This is a genomic window from Leptotrichia sp. oral taxon 218 (assembly GCF_018128225.1).
In the GTDB taxonomy this organism is placed as follows: domain Bacteria; phylum Fusobacteriota; class Fusobacteriia; order Fusobacteriales; family Leptotrichiaceae; genus Leptotrichia.
This window is the reverse complement of the sequence record NZ_CP072377.1, coordinates 1,619,645-1,634,640: the sequence shown is the minus strand read 5'-3', so window position 1 is coordinate 1,634,640 and position 14,996 is coordinate 1,619,645. Positions and strand designations below refer to the sequence as shown.

Here is a 14,996-nt window from a genome sequence, read left to right as displayed (position 1 = left end):
TTTATAAATTTATAATTTTATAAATTTAAACCTCCGTCAATTCTTAAAACTTGTCCAGTTATAAATTTAGAAGCGTCACTTGCTAAGAATAACGCTGCTTCTGCTACATCTTGTGCATCTCCCATTCTTCTCAATGGAGTGTTAGCTAAAACAGTTTCAACGATTTTTTCAGGTAAAACATGAGTCATATCAGTTTTAATAAATCCAGGTGCTATTGCATTTGCTCTCAAATTTTTTCTTCCAAATTCTTTAGCCCAAGTTTTAGCCATTGCTATAACTCCGCCTTTTGTTGCCGCATAGTTAGTTTGTCCTGTATTTCCGTCAACTCCAACTACTGAAGCCATATTTATAACACTTGAAGCTTTACTTTTTAAAAGTAGCGAAACAAATCCTTGCATTACATTGTAAACACCTTTTAAGTTAATGTCAACAACTAAATCCCAATCTGATTCTTTCATTCTTTGAAGTAATGAATCTCTTGTAATTCCAGCATTATTCACTAAAATATCTAATCTTCCATATTTTTCTTTTAATTCTTTTGCAACTTCTTTAATATTTTCTCTGTCAGTTACATTTAATTTGATGTGAGTTATATTTTCGTGGCTGTAATCTGGATCAATTAAATCTCCAGAAATAACAGTTGCTCCATTTTCAGCATATTTTAATGCAATTTCTTTTCCAATTCCTCTTGAGCCACCTGTAATTAAAGCTATTTTTCCATTTAACACTATTTTTCCACCTTTCTAATTTTCAAGTTTTTTTATATTTTTATATGTTTTAATTTAGTTATTTTTTATTTTAATACTTGTAATTCCACTTTTGTTACACCTTTTCCAGGACTTTCAATTTGTGAAAATGCCGCATAACTTAGATCAATAACTCTTCCTTTGACAAAAGGTCCTCTGTCATTAATTCTCACAATAACGGATTTTCCATTATTTAAATTTGTAACTTTTACTTTTGTTCCAAATGGTAAACTTTTGTGAGCTGCTACCATTGCAGTTGATACATGTCTTTCTCCATTTGAAGTTTTACTTCCGTTCAAGCTTTTGCTATAAAAAGAAGCCACACCACTTTGATAGTGAGTAAAATTATCCAAATCTTCTTTTCTTATTGTCATAACCGACTTATTGTCACTTTTTGAAACATTAAAATCTAAACTATCGGCTTTTTTCATCATTTCTTTTCTTATAAAAATTATATTTTGACTATTATTTTCCTGATTTTGTGTTGTATTCTCTTTTGCTGTTAATGATAGTGATAATGACAAAACTGATAGCATTGTAATTATTTTTTTCATTAAAAACTCTCCTTCTATAATTATAAATATTTTTTATTATTTTAATATTATACCATATGCTATCAGTTTTACAACTTAGTTTTTTCTTAATTAAATCATAAAAACTTTTTATTTAAATAAAATTATTTATTAAAATATAATTTTTATTCAAAATTTTAATTACTATTTTTTCAAATCTTTTAATTCAGGTTGTTTTACATGCTGAATTTTCATGCTGCTAGGTGTAATTACTTCAAAACTGTATCCTGCTTTTCTATATCCATCAATAATAGTTTGCAATGCTTGAACAGTTGTTCCTTTAACATTTGTGTCGTGCATCAAAACATCAATTTCTGGGTGATTAGTACAAATTCCATATTTAATTAATTTTTGTACAGGTACTCCATTTCCACTAGCATCTGTTGAATCACAGTTCCAATCGTGATAAATATACCCTTCTCTTGCCATTCTAGTAATAATTTGTTGTTTCAAGGCTTTTGATGCAATTGCATTGCTAGAACCTCCAGGGAATCTTGTAATTCTAACATCTTTTCCAGTTTTAGCTTTTACAGCATCCCGTAATCTATACAAATCTTCAAAGAAATTGTGTTCATTTGCATAAATATATTTGTAATCATGTGTATAACTGTGAAGCCCTATTGCATGTCCTGCGTCTATTATTTCCTTATATTTATTTTGGTTACGTCCTATCACAAAAAAAGTTGCTTTTATGTTATTTCTTTTTAATATTTCCAAAATTTTCTCAGTATTATTTGAAGGACCGTCGTCAAATGTCAAATGAACTATTTTTATTTTTCCATCTTTTTTCATTTGTTCGTATTTTGCTGTAAGTTCTTCATTCTTTTTAGTCAATTCATCCAAAACTTTTTCTTTTTTACTTTTTTCTTTTTCCAATTTTTTAATGTTGCTGTTTAAACTATGATTTTTTACTAATTTAGATGTTGTTCCTAAAATATGCCAACCTGAGTATGCAAATCCTGCACAGGCAGCAATTATTCCAATTATTGCTATTCCTTTTTTCATTTTTTTACCTCTCAATTTAATTTAATTTATTTTATTTTATTTTATTTGTCATATTTTTTTATAATTTCTTGTGTTCTTTTATTTCCATCTTCAGTATACTTAATTTGATCATTAATTTCACCAAGCTCTTTTGTCAATTTTTCCTTATTTTCTTTTAAAATAGGAGCTTTTGACACCAAAGATTCTTTTTCCTTAATTAAGAAAAAATGTGATATTGCAACCAAAATTGCAGAAATTATAAACAATAATACCGCTTTTTTTAACAGTTTGTTTGCTCCTGTCGAATCATTGTCATCTCTGTAACTGTAAGAAAATTCATTTTTTTTAGCCATTTTTTTCCTCTTTTCTTTTTTTATTTAAAAAATTTTTTTAGTTAATAAATTTAATCCCCTTAATTAAAGTAAAAGACCTCTTTCGAAAAAGAGGTCTCATAAAAGGGGGGGTTAATTGAGGTTTTAGATCTTTTTATCGATCTGAGTATAGTATACACTATAATCATTAATTCTCAATTAATATTAATACAATTTTAAATTAATTTTTTTCCCCTGATGTTATAATTACTCTTTTACTTTATTTTATTTTACATTCTATTTACAGTATTAATTCCTAATAAATCCAATCCTTGCTTTAAAATAAATGCAGTTTTTTGCGCTAGTAAAATTCTAGCATCTCGAACTTTTGGATTTTCTTCTTTCAATATCTGTTTTGAATTATAAAAGTTATTAAATAATTTTGCTGTGTCAAACAGATATTCAGCAATAATATTAGGTTTTAGTGTTTCATACGCTTTCACAACAAATTGTGGAAATCTCAAAAGCGAAACTGCAAGTTCTCTTTCAATTCCGTCCATATTTTCTAAAACAATTTCTTTATTTTCTAAAGTGATGTTTTCTTCTTTTAATTTTCTAAAGATAGACATAATTCTAACATATGTATATTGTAAATATGGTCCAGTATTTCCTTCAAAATTTAAAACTTTGTCCCAAGTAAATGTTACATCACTAGTTCTATTTTGACTTAAATCAAAATATTTTATCGCTCCGCTTCCAATAGTTTCAGCAATTTCATCTTTCTCATCTTCTGGAATATCAGGATTTTTTTCGTTAATAACTTGTTTAACTTGCTTTTTAGCTTCATCAAGCAAATCGACAAGTCTTATAATATTTCCACTTCTTGAAGAAAAAATTACATCTCCAAATCTCATAATTCCAAAAATCACATGTAATTTTTTGTAATCGTAAGGTTCACCTAACATTTTTCCAATTTCAAACACCTGTTTAAAGTGATTCTGCTGTCTGTCATCCGTCACATAAATAGCTTCGTCTACTTTTAGTTTTTCTTTTCTAAATTTCACAGTCGCAAGATCTGATGTCGCATACAAAAAACTTCCGTCTTTTTTTTGAACAATTGCTGGCGGCAATTTATCCTCGTCAAAAAATACAACTAGTGCTCCTTGATCTTCCTTTGCAATATTTCTTTCTTTTAGTTCTTTTAAAATTTCTGGCATCATATCGTTGTAAAAAGATTCGCCGTAATAATAATCAAATTTTATTCCAAGCCTGTCGTATACCTTGTTATATTCTTTTAAGGAAATTTCAATAAACTCTTTCCAAAGTTTAATATTTTCACTATCACCTTGCTGCAATTTTTTTAATTCTGATCTTGCGCTCTCTTCAAGAGTCGGGTCTTCTTTTACTTTGTCTGAAAATAAAACATAAATTCGTTCAAGTTCTCCAATTGGATCTTTTTCATAGGAATCTTTATCCAGCCAATTTTTGTATCCAACAATAAGTTTTCCAAACTGGGTTCCCCAATCTCCGATGTGATTGTCAGAAATAACTTTTATTCCCAAAAATTCCAGTATTTTTTTTATTGAATGTCCAATTATTGTACTTCTCAAATGTCCAATATGCATTCTTTTTGCAATGTTTGGAGAAGAATAGTCAATAATCACTGTTTTGTCAGTATCTAAAAAAGAAAAGTCATATTTTTCATTTTCTAATTTTTTAATTTCTTCGTTTAAAAATTCATTTTTCAAAAAAATATTGATAAATCCAGGTCCAGCGATTTCAAGTTTTTCAATAATTTCGTTTTTCTCGAATTCTGTAACAACTTTTGTCGCTATTTCTCTAGGATTTTTTCCAATTAATTTAGAACTGACCAAAGCAAAATTCGTTTGAAAATCTCCAAATTCTTTTTTCGTAGAATTTTGTATATCGATTTTATCCGAAAAATTATTTTCAAAATTTTATTTATATTTTCAGAAAACAATTTTTTTATTTTATTCGTCAACAATTCCATCCGTAATTTTTTAATTCTCCTTTCAAAAATATCTATTCATTCTTTATGTATTTTACCACAATTTTTAAAGAACTACAAGATTATAAATTTTTGTATTTTTTTGAAAAAATTGACGCTAACTTCTTTAAAACAATATCATTATTTTCTCTATCTTTAATTGCAAGTCTAAAAAATCTTTTATTTAAAAATATAAAATTTTCGGCATTTCTAATTAAAATTCCATTTTTTAACATTTTTTCCTGCAATTTTTCAGAATCCATTCCTTTTTCAAAATAGCTATCTTTTATTTTTCCCAAGATAAAATTCACTTCTGTTTCAAAAACTTCAATTTCTTTAATTTTTGACAATTTTTCAAACATATATTTTTTTTCTTTTTTTATCCAATTTTCTGTCTTTTTTATATATTCTAAGTCATCAAGCACACAAATTCCAGCAATTTCAGCCAAATTATTGACGCTCCACGGTTCTTTTTTCTCATTCATTTTACAAATAATCTCTTTATCAAAACAAATCCCGTAACCAAGTCTAAGTCCTGGTATTGCAAAAAATTTTGTAAATGCTCGAATTACAAATAAATTTTTTTTATCAACTTTTGTATGAGCAATCGTTTCTTCTCTCCAATTTTCAACAAATTCAATAAATGCTTCATCTACGAGAAGTTTTGTGCTTTTTTCGTTACATTTTCTTAAAATTTTTTCCATTTCTTCCTTTTTCAAAAATTTCCCAGTTGGATTATTAGGATTGCAAATTACAACTAAATCAAAATTTTTTTCAATTATATTATCAAATTTTTTTTGATTAAATATGAAATTTTCTTTTTCTTCAAGTTCAAAATATTGAATTTCAACTTTATCTTGTAAATTTTTTACCGCTCTTTCGTATTCCCCAAAAGTTGGTGCCACAATCAAAACTTTTTTTGGATCTAAAACTTTTGCAATTAAAAATATAATTTCTGTCGCTCCATTTCCCAAAATTATATTTTCCAAATTAAATCCATTTTTTTTTGCAATTTTTTCCCGCAACTCAAAATAATCTGGATCGGGGTATTTTTCCAAAATCTCCAGATTTTCAAAAATAACTTTTTTTAACTTTTTTGAAATCCCGAATGGATTAATATTTGAGCTATAATCCAATATATTTTTAATTTTTTTTTCTCTAAAAACCTTATAAATATTTCCGCCATGAAAATCCATATTTTTTCCTTTCTTTCCATTTATTTTCGTTTCTTTCTCTTCCTCTTCCTATTCCTTCTCCTTTCTTTTCTTTTTTTTCGTACTATTCTTTATTTTATTTTATTTTTCTTTATTTTCAAAAAAAGTATATCAAAATTTATATTTTTTATCTATATGAAGCTAAAATAAAATTTTTTTATATTCTTAAAAATGGTTTATTTTCCTGACTTTTTAAACAATTTGAGAAAAATATCAAAAAAATTTTAAAAAAAGTGTTGACAAAAAAATTTTTTTATGATATTATATATCTCGTCCAATGGATATTAAGAAAGAAACTTAATAACTTGGGAACGGTGTATAGCGCAGTTCGGTAGCGCACCTGCCTTGGGAGCAGGGGGTCGTAGGTTCAAATCCTACTACACCGACCACTAATTTGCGGGAGTAGCTCAGTTGGTAGAGCGTCAGCCTTCCAAGCTGAATGTCGCGAGTTCGACCCTCGTCTCCCGCTCCATTTTATTTAAAAATTAAAATAAAACTTTCATATATATGGTGATCGTAGTTCAGTTGGTAGAGCGCCAGTTTGTGGCACTGGTTGTCGCGGGTTCAAGTCCCGTCGATCACCCCATAATATGAGCCATTAGCTCAGTCGGTAGAGCACTTGACTTTTAATCAAGGTGTCACTGGTTCGATCCCAGTATGGCTCACCATTTTAAAAATAGTTTTTGCGAGAGTGGCGAAATTGGCATACGCACTAGACTTAGGATCTAGCGTCTTTGACATGTGGGTTCGAGTCCCACCTTTCGCACCATAAAATAGTTTTGTTTATATCAATCCTTCTGGTATTGGTATTTTTTTTTATATAAAAAAATGTTTATAACACCCTTTTTTATTTATTTTTATTTTTTTTTACTTTTTTTGAACATATCTCATCAAATATCTTTTAACATTATCGCCATATTCATTTTCTAAATCTTCTACAATTTTAAAATTTAATTTTTTGTAGATTTTTTGTGCGGCAAAATTGTCAATATCGACGGTTAGTTCAAATTTTTTGATTCCTATTTTTTTTAAATATTGAATTGTATACTCCAAAAGTTTTGTTGCATAACCTTTTTTCTCAAATTTTGGAACTGTAGAAACTCCGTAGATGTAAGCTAAATCTTCGTCAAAACTGCTAAGAACTTCAATTACTGAAATCAGTTCTTCTTTTTCATCGTCAGTTATCGCAGCAAAAACTTTTCCATATTTTGCAAATGGCTTTATATTCCAATTTCCAACCGTCGCTTCTCCAAATACTTCGTTTTCATGCTCCACTATTTTAAACAGCAAATCTGAATCTTTTTTTGCGTCTAAAACTTTTATTTTATAGTTTTCCATAAATCTTCTTTCTTTCCTTTCCTTTCTTTCTTTTTTACTTTAATTTTCTTTTCTATCTTATCTTTTTTTACTTTACTTTAATTTATTAATTTATTCTATTGAATTAATTTGTAATTTAAAATTTTAATAATTAACTTTATATAAATATAGTCCTTCAGAACGAGCTAATATTTTTTTACAGTTTTCATCTGGATTTTCAAGTCTTTTTTTTATATAATCGCTATTTTCTTTTTCAAAATAAACAGAAAGTGCAGAACCAATCATTATTCTAACCATTGTTTTCAAAAATCCATTTCCACAAATTTCAATTTTTATTGTATTATTTTCAGAGTAACATTTTATGTAAAAAATTTCTCTCACAGGATTTCTATACGCTTTATCTTTTTTCATAAAACTGCTGAAATTATGAATTCCAATAAATTCATCCATAATTTTTTGAAACTTTTTTACTTCAATTGATTTTGTAATCGGCGTGACATAAGAACTCTCAAACGGTGTAATTTTATCTTCTAGCTTCATAATGTAGAGATAAGTACGACTTTTTGCATCAAATCGAGCATTAAATGTATCAGAAACCTCGTTTATTGCTAAAATTTTTATCTCGCCTTTTAAACTTTTATTAAGCTGTCTTTTTATCGGCTCAATCGGTATATTTTTGTCAATAAAAAAATTTGATACTTGCTCATAAGCGTGAACGCCTTTATCTGTTCGACCTGATGAAATCATATTTATTTCTTGAGAAAAAGAATTTTTTATAATTTTTTCAATTTCTCCTTGCACAGTTTTTTGTGACTTTTGTCTTTGAAAACCAGAAAATTTACTTCCATCGTATTGGTAAATTATTTTTATGTTTTTTTTCATATTTTTTTCTTTTCTTTCTTTCTTTTTTTCTTTTTTTCTTTAAAAAATTATTGTTTTAATTATTATTTTATTTTTTTAAAATGGTATAACATATTTTAAAATAAGTCAAGAAAAAATAATTTTAGTATTTTTAATTTTTATTTTATTGTGATAATTTATTTTTTATGTTATACTTTTTTATTAAATAGTACAAGAACACTCGCGACTTTAGTCGTGAGATGAATTGTACGAAAATTTTAGTAAGCATATAGGGAAACTTGTATGTAGACACGGAGCAAAACCGTGCAAGAAACTGAACTGCTGGGAACTCTTAAAGCTAGTATGACCACAACATAATACCTAGGTAATAATATATGGTATAAGTGTGATGGTGGCGAAAGCAGAAAAAATATACTAGATGATGCAAGGTTAAATTCTAAACATTATGATAATAGACAATCAGCAGCTAATCCTGAAAAGGAAAGTTCAACGACTATCCCTCGTGAGGGGAGTACAATACAAGCGATTGGTATTGGAAGTGGTTTCGCCTAAGGTGCCAAAATACACTATGGATAAGATATAGTCTGTGCTTGTTAGAGATAACAAGAAGTTCATGAGAGAACTGCATAAGTAGTAGCGTACTTATGTGAACGACGCTTCCCGCTGCTGCGGGGTTTTAAAAACTTTAAAAATATTTAAAAAATATTACTTTTTAATAGATAAAATGTAGGATATATAGTATAATATCTCTGATGAAAAGGAGGTGATATCTATGTATTTAACTTTAAAACAACAGGTAAAACATCTTAGTAAAAAGGAGTTTAGAAATTTAAAATATTTGTGCCATATAGCTAAGAATTTAAAGAATCAGGCTATATACAATGTTAGACAATACTATTTTAAAAATAAAAAGTATTTAAGTTATAATGAAAACTATAAGATGCTTAAAAATAGTGAGAACTATAAAAAATTAAATTCTAATATGGCACAACAAATTCTAAAAGAAGTAGACGGAAGTTTTAAATCATTTTTTGGACTTTTAAAACTTGCTAAAAATGGTCAATATGATAATAAAAAAATAAAATTACCTAAATATCTTGATAAAGATGGTTTTACAACTCTTGTTATAGGTTTTGTTAGATTAAAAGATGATATGCTGATAGTTCCTTATTCAAATTCGTTTAAGAAAACTCATCAGGAAGTTAAAATTAAGCTACCACCAGTATTAAAAGGCAAGAAGATAAAAGAGATTAGAATAATACCAAAACAACATTCTAGGTACTTTGAAATTCAATATACTTATGAGGTAGAAGAAGTTCAAAGGGAATTAAATAAAGAAAATGTACTAGGAATTGATTTAGGTATAAACAATCTTTGTACTTGTGTTACAAATACTGGAACTTCATTCATAATAGATGGTAGAAAATTAAAGTCAATTAATCAATACTATAACAAGACAAATGCAAAATTGCAAAGCATTAAAGATAAGCAAAAGATTAAGCACACAACATTAAGACAAAAGAGAATAACTAGAAAGAGAAATAATCGTATAGAAGATTATCTTTCAAAAGCAGCAAGAATAATTGTAAATTATTGTCTTAATAATGATATAGGAAAACTAGTTCTAGGATGTAACGAAGATTTTCAAAGAAATTCAAATATAGGAAGTATAAATAATCAGAACTTTGTAAACATACCATATGGAAAATTAAGAGATAAATTAATATATCTATGTAAACTATATGGAATAGAATTCAAACTACAAGAAGAAAGTTATACATCAAAAGCAAGTTTCTTTGATGGAGATGAAATTCCAATATATGATAAAGAAAATCTGCAAGAATATATATTCAGTGGAAAAAGGATAAAAAGAGGACTATATCAAACAAGCATAGGTAAACTCATAAATGCAGATTGTAATGGAGCATTAAACATATTAAGGAAAAGTAAAGTTGTGGATTTAAGTATCCTATACAATAGAGGTGAGCTGAACACACCTAAAAGAATAAGGGTAGTGTAAAGCTATCAAACTTCTTAGAAAATTTTTGAATATTTTTAAAGATTTTAGAACCCTGCGACTTTAGTCGTGGGAGGTTCAGGATTTGTAGAGAGTTTTACAAATATTATAAAAAATTTAATAAGCGGAGGGAAAATTTTGAAAGTAAAAAATAAACTGTTATTTTTTTTAATAAATTTATTATTTAGTTTGTGTGCATTTGCTGTTGGAAATAATGAAATTATTATTCCGAAAGGATTAAAACCAGGTGATACAATTGGTTTAGTGGCACCGGCAAATTATAAGGGAGATAATGCGATGTATGAAGTTGAATATTTGCGAAACAGAGGGTTTAATGTTGTTTTCGGAAAATCATTTGATTCAAAATGGTATGGATTTGGAGGAAGTGACGAATTAAGAGCAAAAGATATAAACGATATGTTTGCAAATCCTAGAATAAATGCAATTTTTGCAATTAGAGGAGGTTACGGTTCAATTAGATTTATTGATAAGTTAAATTATGATGTAATTAGAAAAAATCCTAAAATCATTTCAGGATTTAGTGACATCACAACTTTATTACTTGCAATCAACGAAAAAACAGGACTTGTTACTTTTCACGGACCAATGGCGGATAATTTAAAAGAGATTCCAGTGACGACAGAAAATTCATTTGATAAAGCATTTATGAGTAATTCTTCATATAATTTATTGGATTTTGATAATAGTTACACAATTATGAAGAATGGACGAGGAAGTGGAAGAATTACTGGTGGAAATTTATCGCTGGTTGTCGCAACTTTAGGAACTGACCATGAAATAAATACAGATGGAAAAATTTTATTTTTGGAAGAAGTAAATGAAGATAGCTATCGTGTGGATAGAATGTTACAACAGCTTAGATTAGCTGGAAAATTTAAAAATTTGAAAGGTATAATAATAGGAGATTTTAGAAATCCTAAGAAGGCTGATCCAACAGATATGAGTATAGACGAAGTTTTTTATGACAATTTTGGAAAACTTAATGTTCCAATAATAAAAGGGTTAAAATCAGGACATGTAAGACCATTTATTACAATTCCTATTGGAGCAAATGTAAAAATTGATACTTATAGAAGAGAAGCAATTATTGAAAAATCAACTAAATAAAAAAATAGAACTGTCATTTGAAATTTTTAGACAGTTCTTTTTGTTTTAATTTTTTTTAATATTATTGTTGAATAATACCTTCCAAATCTTTTAATAAAAAAGGAATAAATGCTTGTCCATCAGCAAAACTAGTTCCTAAATTATTGTTATAAACTAAAATTAGAGCATCATTTTCTAAATAAAAATTTGTTTTTTTAGAAACTCCTTTAAATCTTTCTTCATCTGATTTTGGTAACCCTAATTCTGTAAATTTAACACTGATTAAATTTTCTAATTCTTTTTCATAATTAGGTACGAATAAATCTTTTAATAATAATGATTTACCACTTTTAGTATTAAATGTAATACCATCAGTTTCTTTAGATAATATTCCAGCTTTTGAATCTTTTTCAACTATGTTAAAAGCGACACTTACAAAAGAACCATTATTTGCAGTTACTTTTGAAGTAACAGTGTAAGTTTTGTTTTTAGTCGATTTAAATTGTTGGATAAATTTTTCCATTGATTTATTCATTTCTTTTGCAATATCTGGTTTTTTCCCTGAAAATGCAAAATATTCAACTCTCGATTTTCCTAAAATTTTGGTTCTTTTTAACGGAGTTAAACCACTTTCAGATTGGGTATTAAGATTTGCAAATGTAAAAGTTGTATCAACTTTTTCTTTTTGTTTCGCAAATGACAAATTAAACATAAGCAGTGCCATAAACAACAGTGTAAGTTTTTTCATTTTATAATCACCTCAAAAAAATTTTTTATTTGCTATATTATATACTAAAATTTGCAAATAATCAAATATATTATTTTTTCAATTGCTTGACATTGTCTTTAAAAATTATTATAATTTAAAAAGAAAAAAATTTTGAAAAAAAGAATACAAAAAATAAATAAAATAAAAAAATAAAAAAATAAATTAATTTAAGAAAGAAGGTATAAAAATTAATGAAAAAAATAGGCTTACTTATATTTATTATGCTTGGTCTAGTAATAATGACAAAATTTGTAAAAGTTGATAAAGTCCCTAAAAATTTCAAAACAAAAGAGCAAATAATACTTGAAGCTAATAAAGTGAAATACAATAAACATATAAGATTTTATAACAGAATTTTAAGCATAGATAAAGGGCTATTATATTATTTTGAAGATGCTGGAATGGAAAAAACAATTGATAGATCACAATCAGAAGATATAGACTTAAATATTCCGATAGATAAAGAATTTATAGATAAATTAAAAGAATTAAAAGAGAGTAATGAAAAAAAAGATGATTTAGATAAAAAAGCAATAGCCATGTTGCCAGTTTTAGAAAAAATGTTACCTATAAGTGAAAGTATGAAAAATTATTACAAAAATAAACAATATTTAAAAGATAACTTTTCGTTGGGTGAAAATCTACATAAACAATTATTAGATAATCTCGAAAAATACAACAGTGTCGCAAGAGCTTATAAAGAAGCGTTTGAGAAAAAATCAAAAGAAGTAAAAAATTTAATGGAAAAAGATTATGACAAGAGAAAATTTTTTATTACATATAGACAGTTAGTTTACATAGATAGTGGAGAAGATTTTATAAATGAAATTCGTAAGCAAAAATTAGATGCAAGTAATTTTACAATAAAAGGAAATGACAAAGATTTCAAAAAAATATTTGATAAAATTAATAAATCATTATTAAAACTTGAAAAAAGTGTAAAAAACGAAAAACAAATGAAAAAAGAAGGTTTTGATTTAAATGATCATGATACATTTATAGCAAAAGCAAAAATTTTCAAAAATTCAGCAAATAAATTTATGACAAGAATTAAGAAAAAAGAAAAAGCAACTTATTCATCTATAAGCGATGGATTTTATGCGCAAACAGAAGAAGGAACTCCAGAAAATGTAGTGGCAACTTTCAATGAAGTCGTAAAAGAGCACAATAAACTTTTAGCAAAACAAGCAAAAAATAAAAAGTAAAAAATAAAAAGCAAAAAAGCTTGTAAAGTCAATTATCGATTTTACAAGTTTTTTTAGTATAAAAACATATAAGTTTCAGGTATTTTATGTTATAATTTTAGTTAGATAGAAATTGAAAAAAATAAAAAATCAAAAAAAAGCAAAAAATTTTCAAAAAAAGTGTTGACAACAAAATTTTTTTTGATATAATATATTTCGTCGATAAGAAAAGAGTCGACATCAAGGACAATGAAAAAAGAAGAAGAAAAAGTAGTGTGATAGATAAAAAGCAAGTCAAGATTTAGCAATAAATCTCGTCAATGAATAAAAGGTGAAAAAAAGATATAGAAATATATTATTGAATGAAGAGTTTGATCCTGGCTCAGGATGAACGCTGACAGAATGCTTAACACATGCAAGTCGATGGGGAAGCGGTGCTTGCACCGTGAAACCATGGCGGACGGGTGAGTAACGCGTAAAGAACTTACCGAATGGACTGGGATAACAGCTGGAAACGGCTGATAAGACCGGATATTATGAACTTGTTGCATAGTGAGTTTATGAAAAGAGATGCCATTTGAGAGCTTTGCGTCCTATTAGCTAGTTGGTAAGGTAACGGCTTACCAAGGCGATGATAGGTAGCCGGCCTGAGAGGGTGGACGGCCACAAGGGGACTGAGATACGGCCCTTACTCCTACGGGAGGCAGCAGTGGGGAATATTGGACAATGGGGGCAACCCTGATCCAGCAATTCTGTGTGCACGAAGAAGGTTTTCGGATCGTAAAGTGCTTTCAGCAGGGAGGAAGAAAGTGACTGTACCTGCAGAAGAAGCGACGGCTAAATACGTGCCAGCAGCCGCGGTAATACGTATGTCGCAAGCGTTATCCGGAATTATTGGGCATAAAGGGCATCTAGGCGGCCAGATAAGTCCGAGGTGAAAACTGCCGGCTCAACCAGCAGCTTGCCTTGGAAACTACCTGGCTAGAGTATTGGAGAGGTGGACGGAACTACACGAGTAGAGGTGAAATTCGTAGATATGTGTAGGAATGCCGATGATGAAGATAGTTCACTGGACGATAACTGACGCTGAAGTGCGAAAGCTAGGGGAGCGAACAGGATTAGATACCCTGGTAGTCCTAGCTGTAAACGATGATTACTGGGTGTGGGCATGAAGAGTGTCCGTGCCGAAGTTAATGCGATAAGTAATCCGCCTGGGGAGTACGGCCGCAAGGCTGAAACTCAAAGGAATTGACGGGGACCCGCACAAGCGGTGGAGCATGTGGTTTAATTCGACGCAACGCGAGGAACCTTACCAGATCTTGACATCCTCGGAAGGTGATGGAAACATCACCGTGCCCTCGGGAACCGAGTGACAGGTGGTGCATGGCTGTCGACAGCTCGTGTCGTGAGATGTTGGGTTAAGTCCCGCAACGAGCGCAACCCCTATCGCTAGTTGCCATCATTAAGTTGGGGACTCTAGCGAGACTGCCTGCGAAGAGCAGGAGGAAGGTGGGGATGACGTCAAGTCATCATGCCCCTTATGATCTGGGCTACACACGTGCTACAATGGCTGGTACAGAGAGCCGCAATGCAGCAATGCTTAGCTAACCTCTAAAGCCAGTCCAAGTTCGGATTGAAGTCTGCAACTCGACTTCATGAAGTTGGAATCGCTAGTAATCGCGGATCAGCAATGCCGCGGTGAATACGTTCTCGGGTCTTGTACACACCGCCCGTCACACCACGAGAGTTGTTTGCACCTGAAGCTGCCGGTCTAACCTTTCGGAAGAAGGTATCTAAGGTGTGAATAGTGATTGGGGTGAAGTCGTAACAAGGTATCCGTACCGGAAGGTGCGGATGGATCACCTCCTTTCTAAGGAGAGTTTTTCTTACACTTCTTCTTCTTTAG

At 29.2% G+C, this 14,996-nt stretch carries 11 protein-coding genes, 5 tRNA genes, 1 rRNA gene and 1 pseudogene; 9 read left to right on the top strand and 9 right to left on the bottom strand.

Features of this window, described 5'->3' with window-relative positions; translation table 11 throughout:
- Positions 1 to 17: 17 nt before the first annotated feature.
- From fabG to cobD, 6 genes and pseudogenes are all read right to left on the bottom strand, one after another.
- The gene (gene fabG / locus J5A73_RS07710) at positions 18 to 728 is read right to left on the bottom strand and encodes a 3-oxoacyl-ACP reductase FabG (RefSeq protein ID WP_211614580.1); all 711 of its coding nucleotides are present in this window, start codon (positions 726 to 728) and stop codon (positions 18 to 20) included.
- Positions 729 to 793: 65 nt separating this feature from the next.
- On the bottom strand, positions 794 to 1,300 hold the full coding sequence (locus J5A73_RS07705; RefSeq protein ID WP_249069214.1) for a septal ring lytic transglycosylase RlpA family protein: 507 nt from the start codon (positions 1,298 to 1,300) through the stop codon (positions 794 to 796).
- Positions 1,301 to 1,462: 162 nt separating this feature from the next.
- Complete coding sequence (locus tag J5A73_RS07700) at positions 1,463 to 2,323, bottom strand: polysaccharide deacetylase family protein (RefSeq protein ID WP_211614578.1); 861 nt, start codon at positions 2,321 to 2,323, stop codon at positions 1,463 to 1,465.
- Positions 2,324 to 2,364: 41 nt separating this feature from the next.
- Entirely contained in the window at positions 2,365 to 2,655 is a 291-nt protein-coding gene (locus tag J5A73_RS07695) for a serine/threonine protein phosphatase (RefSeq protein WP_211614576.1), read from the bottom strand.
- Between the two features lie 248 nt (positions 2,656 to 2,903).
- A pseudogene (gene argS, locus J5A73_RS07690) lies at positions 2,904 to 4,624 on the bottom strand (arginine--tRNA ligase).
- Positions 4,625 to 4,704: 80 nt separating this feature from the next.
- Entirely contained in the window at positions 4,705 to 5,817 is a 1,113-nt protein-coding gene (gene cobD, locus J5A73_RS07685; RefSeq protein ID WP_211614574.1) for a threonine-phosphate decarboxylase CobD, read from the bottom strand.
- Between the two features lie 330 nt (positions 5,818 to 6,147).
- Here cobD and J5A73_RS07680 point away from each other — a divergent pair.
- The 5 genes from J5A73_RS07680 (at position 6,148) to J5A73_RS07660 (ending at position 6,604) form a co-directional block, all read left to right on the top strand.
- Positions 6,148 to 6,224, top strand: a tRNA-Pro gene (locus tag J5A73_RS07680).
- 7 nt (positions 6,225 to 6,231) lie between these two features.
- Positions 6,232 to 6,307: transfer RNA gene (locus tag J5A73_RS07675), tRNA-Gly, on the top strand.
- 38 nt (positions 6,308 to 6,345) lie between these two features.
- Positions 6,346 to 6,421: transfer RNA gene (locus J5A73_RS07670), tRNA-His, on the top strand.
- A gap of 6 nt (positions 6,422 to 6,427) precedes the next feature.
- A tRNA-Lys gene (locus J5A73_RS07665) sits at positions 6,428 to 6,503 on the top strand.
- A gap of 17 nt (positions 6,504 to 6,520) precedes the next feature.
- Positions 6,521 to 6,604 (top strand) — tRNA-Leu (locus J5A73_RS07660).
- A 98-nt stretch (positions 6,605 to 6,702) separates the two neighbouring features.
- On the opposite strand, the gene J5A73_RS07655 is transcribed toward J5A73_RS07660, so the two are convergent.
- Together J5A73_RS07655 and truA are read right to left on the bottom strand one after the other, a co-directional pair.
- The gene (locus tag J5A73_RS07655; protein ID WP_211614572.1) at positions 6,703 to 7,173 is read right to left on the bottom strand and encodes an N-acetyltransferase; all 471 of its coding nucleotides are present in this window, start codon (positions 7,171 to 7,173) and stop codon (positions 6,703 to 6,705) included.
- Positions 7,174 to 7,296: 123 nt separating this feature from the next.
- Positions 7,297 to 8,034 carry a tRNA pseudouridine(38-40) synthase TruA gene (truA, locus tag J5A73_RS07650; protein ID WP_211614570.1) on the bottom strand — a complete coding sequence of 246 codons (738 nt, stop codon included), beginning with the start codon at positions 8,032 to 8,034 and terminating at the stop codon, positions 7,297 to 7,299.
- 751 nt (positions 8,035 to 8,785) lie between these two features.
- Between truA and J5A73_RS07640 the strand changes: the two genes are divergently transcribed.
- Both J5A73_RS07640 and J5A73_RS07635 read left to right on the top strand, forming a co-directional pair.
- The gene (locus J5A73_RS07640) at positions 8,786 to 10,033 is read left to right on the top strand and encodes an RNA-guided endonuclease TnpB family protein (protein ID WP_211614569.1); all 1,248 of its coding nucleotides are present in this window, start codon (positions 8,786 to 8,788) and stop codon (positions 10,031 to 10,033) included.
- Positions 10,034 to 10,168: 135 nt separating this feature from the next.
- Entirely contained in the window at positions 10,169 to 11,158 is a 990-nt protein-coding gene (locus tag J5A73_RS07635; RefSeq protein WP_249069212.1) for an LD-carboxypeptidase, read from the top strand.
- Between the two features lie 61 nt (positions 11,159 to 11,219).
- Here the strand turns inward: J5A73_RS07635 and J5A73_RS07630 are convergent, their stop codons facing one another.
- Positions 11,220 to 11,885: a DUF3298 domain-containing protein gene (locus J5A73_RS07630; RefSeq protein ID WP_211614567.1), complete on the bottom strand. Its 666-nt coding sequence runs from the start codon at positions 11,883 to 11,885 to the stop codon at positions 11,220 to 11,222.
- Between the two features lie 212 nt (positions 11,886 to 12,097).
- Between J5A73_RS07630 and J5A73_RS07625 the strand changes: the two genes are divergently transcribed.
- Both J5A73_RS07625 and J5A73_RS07620 read left to right on the top strand, forming a co-directional pair.
- On the top strand, positions 12,098 to 13,111 hold the full coding sequence (locus J5A73_RS07625) for a YiiG family protein (RefSeq protein WP_211614565.1): 1,014 nt from the start codon (positions 12,098 to 12,100) through the stop codon (positions 13,109 to 13,111).
- A 338-nt stretch (positions 13,112 to 13,449) separates the two neighbouring features.
- Positions 13,450 to 14,960, top strand: a 16S ribosomal RNA gene (locus J5A73_RS07620).
- Positions 14,961 to 14,996: the final 36 nt, after the last annotated feature.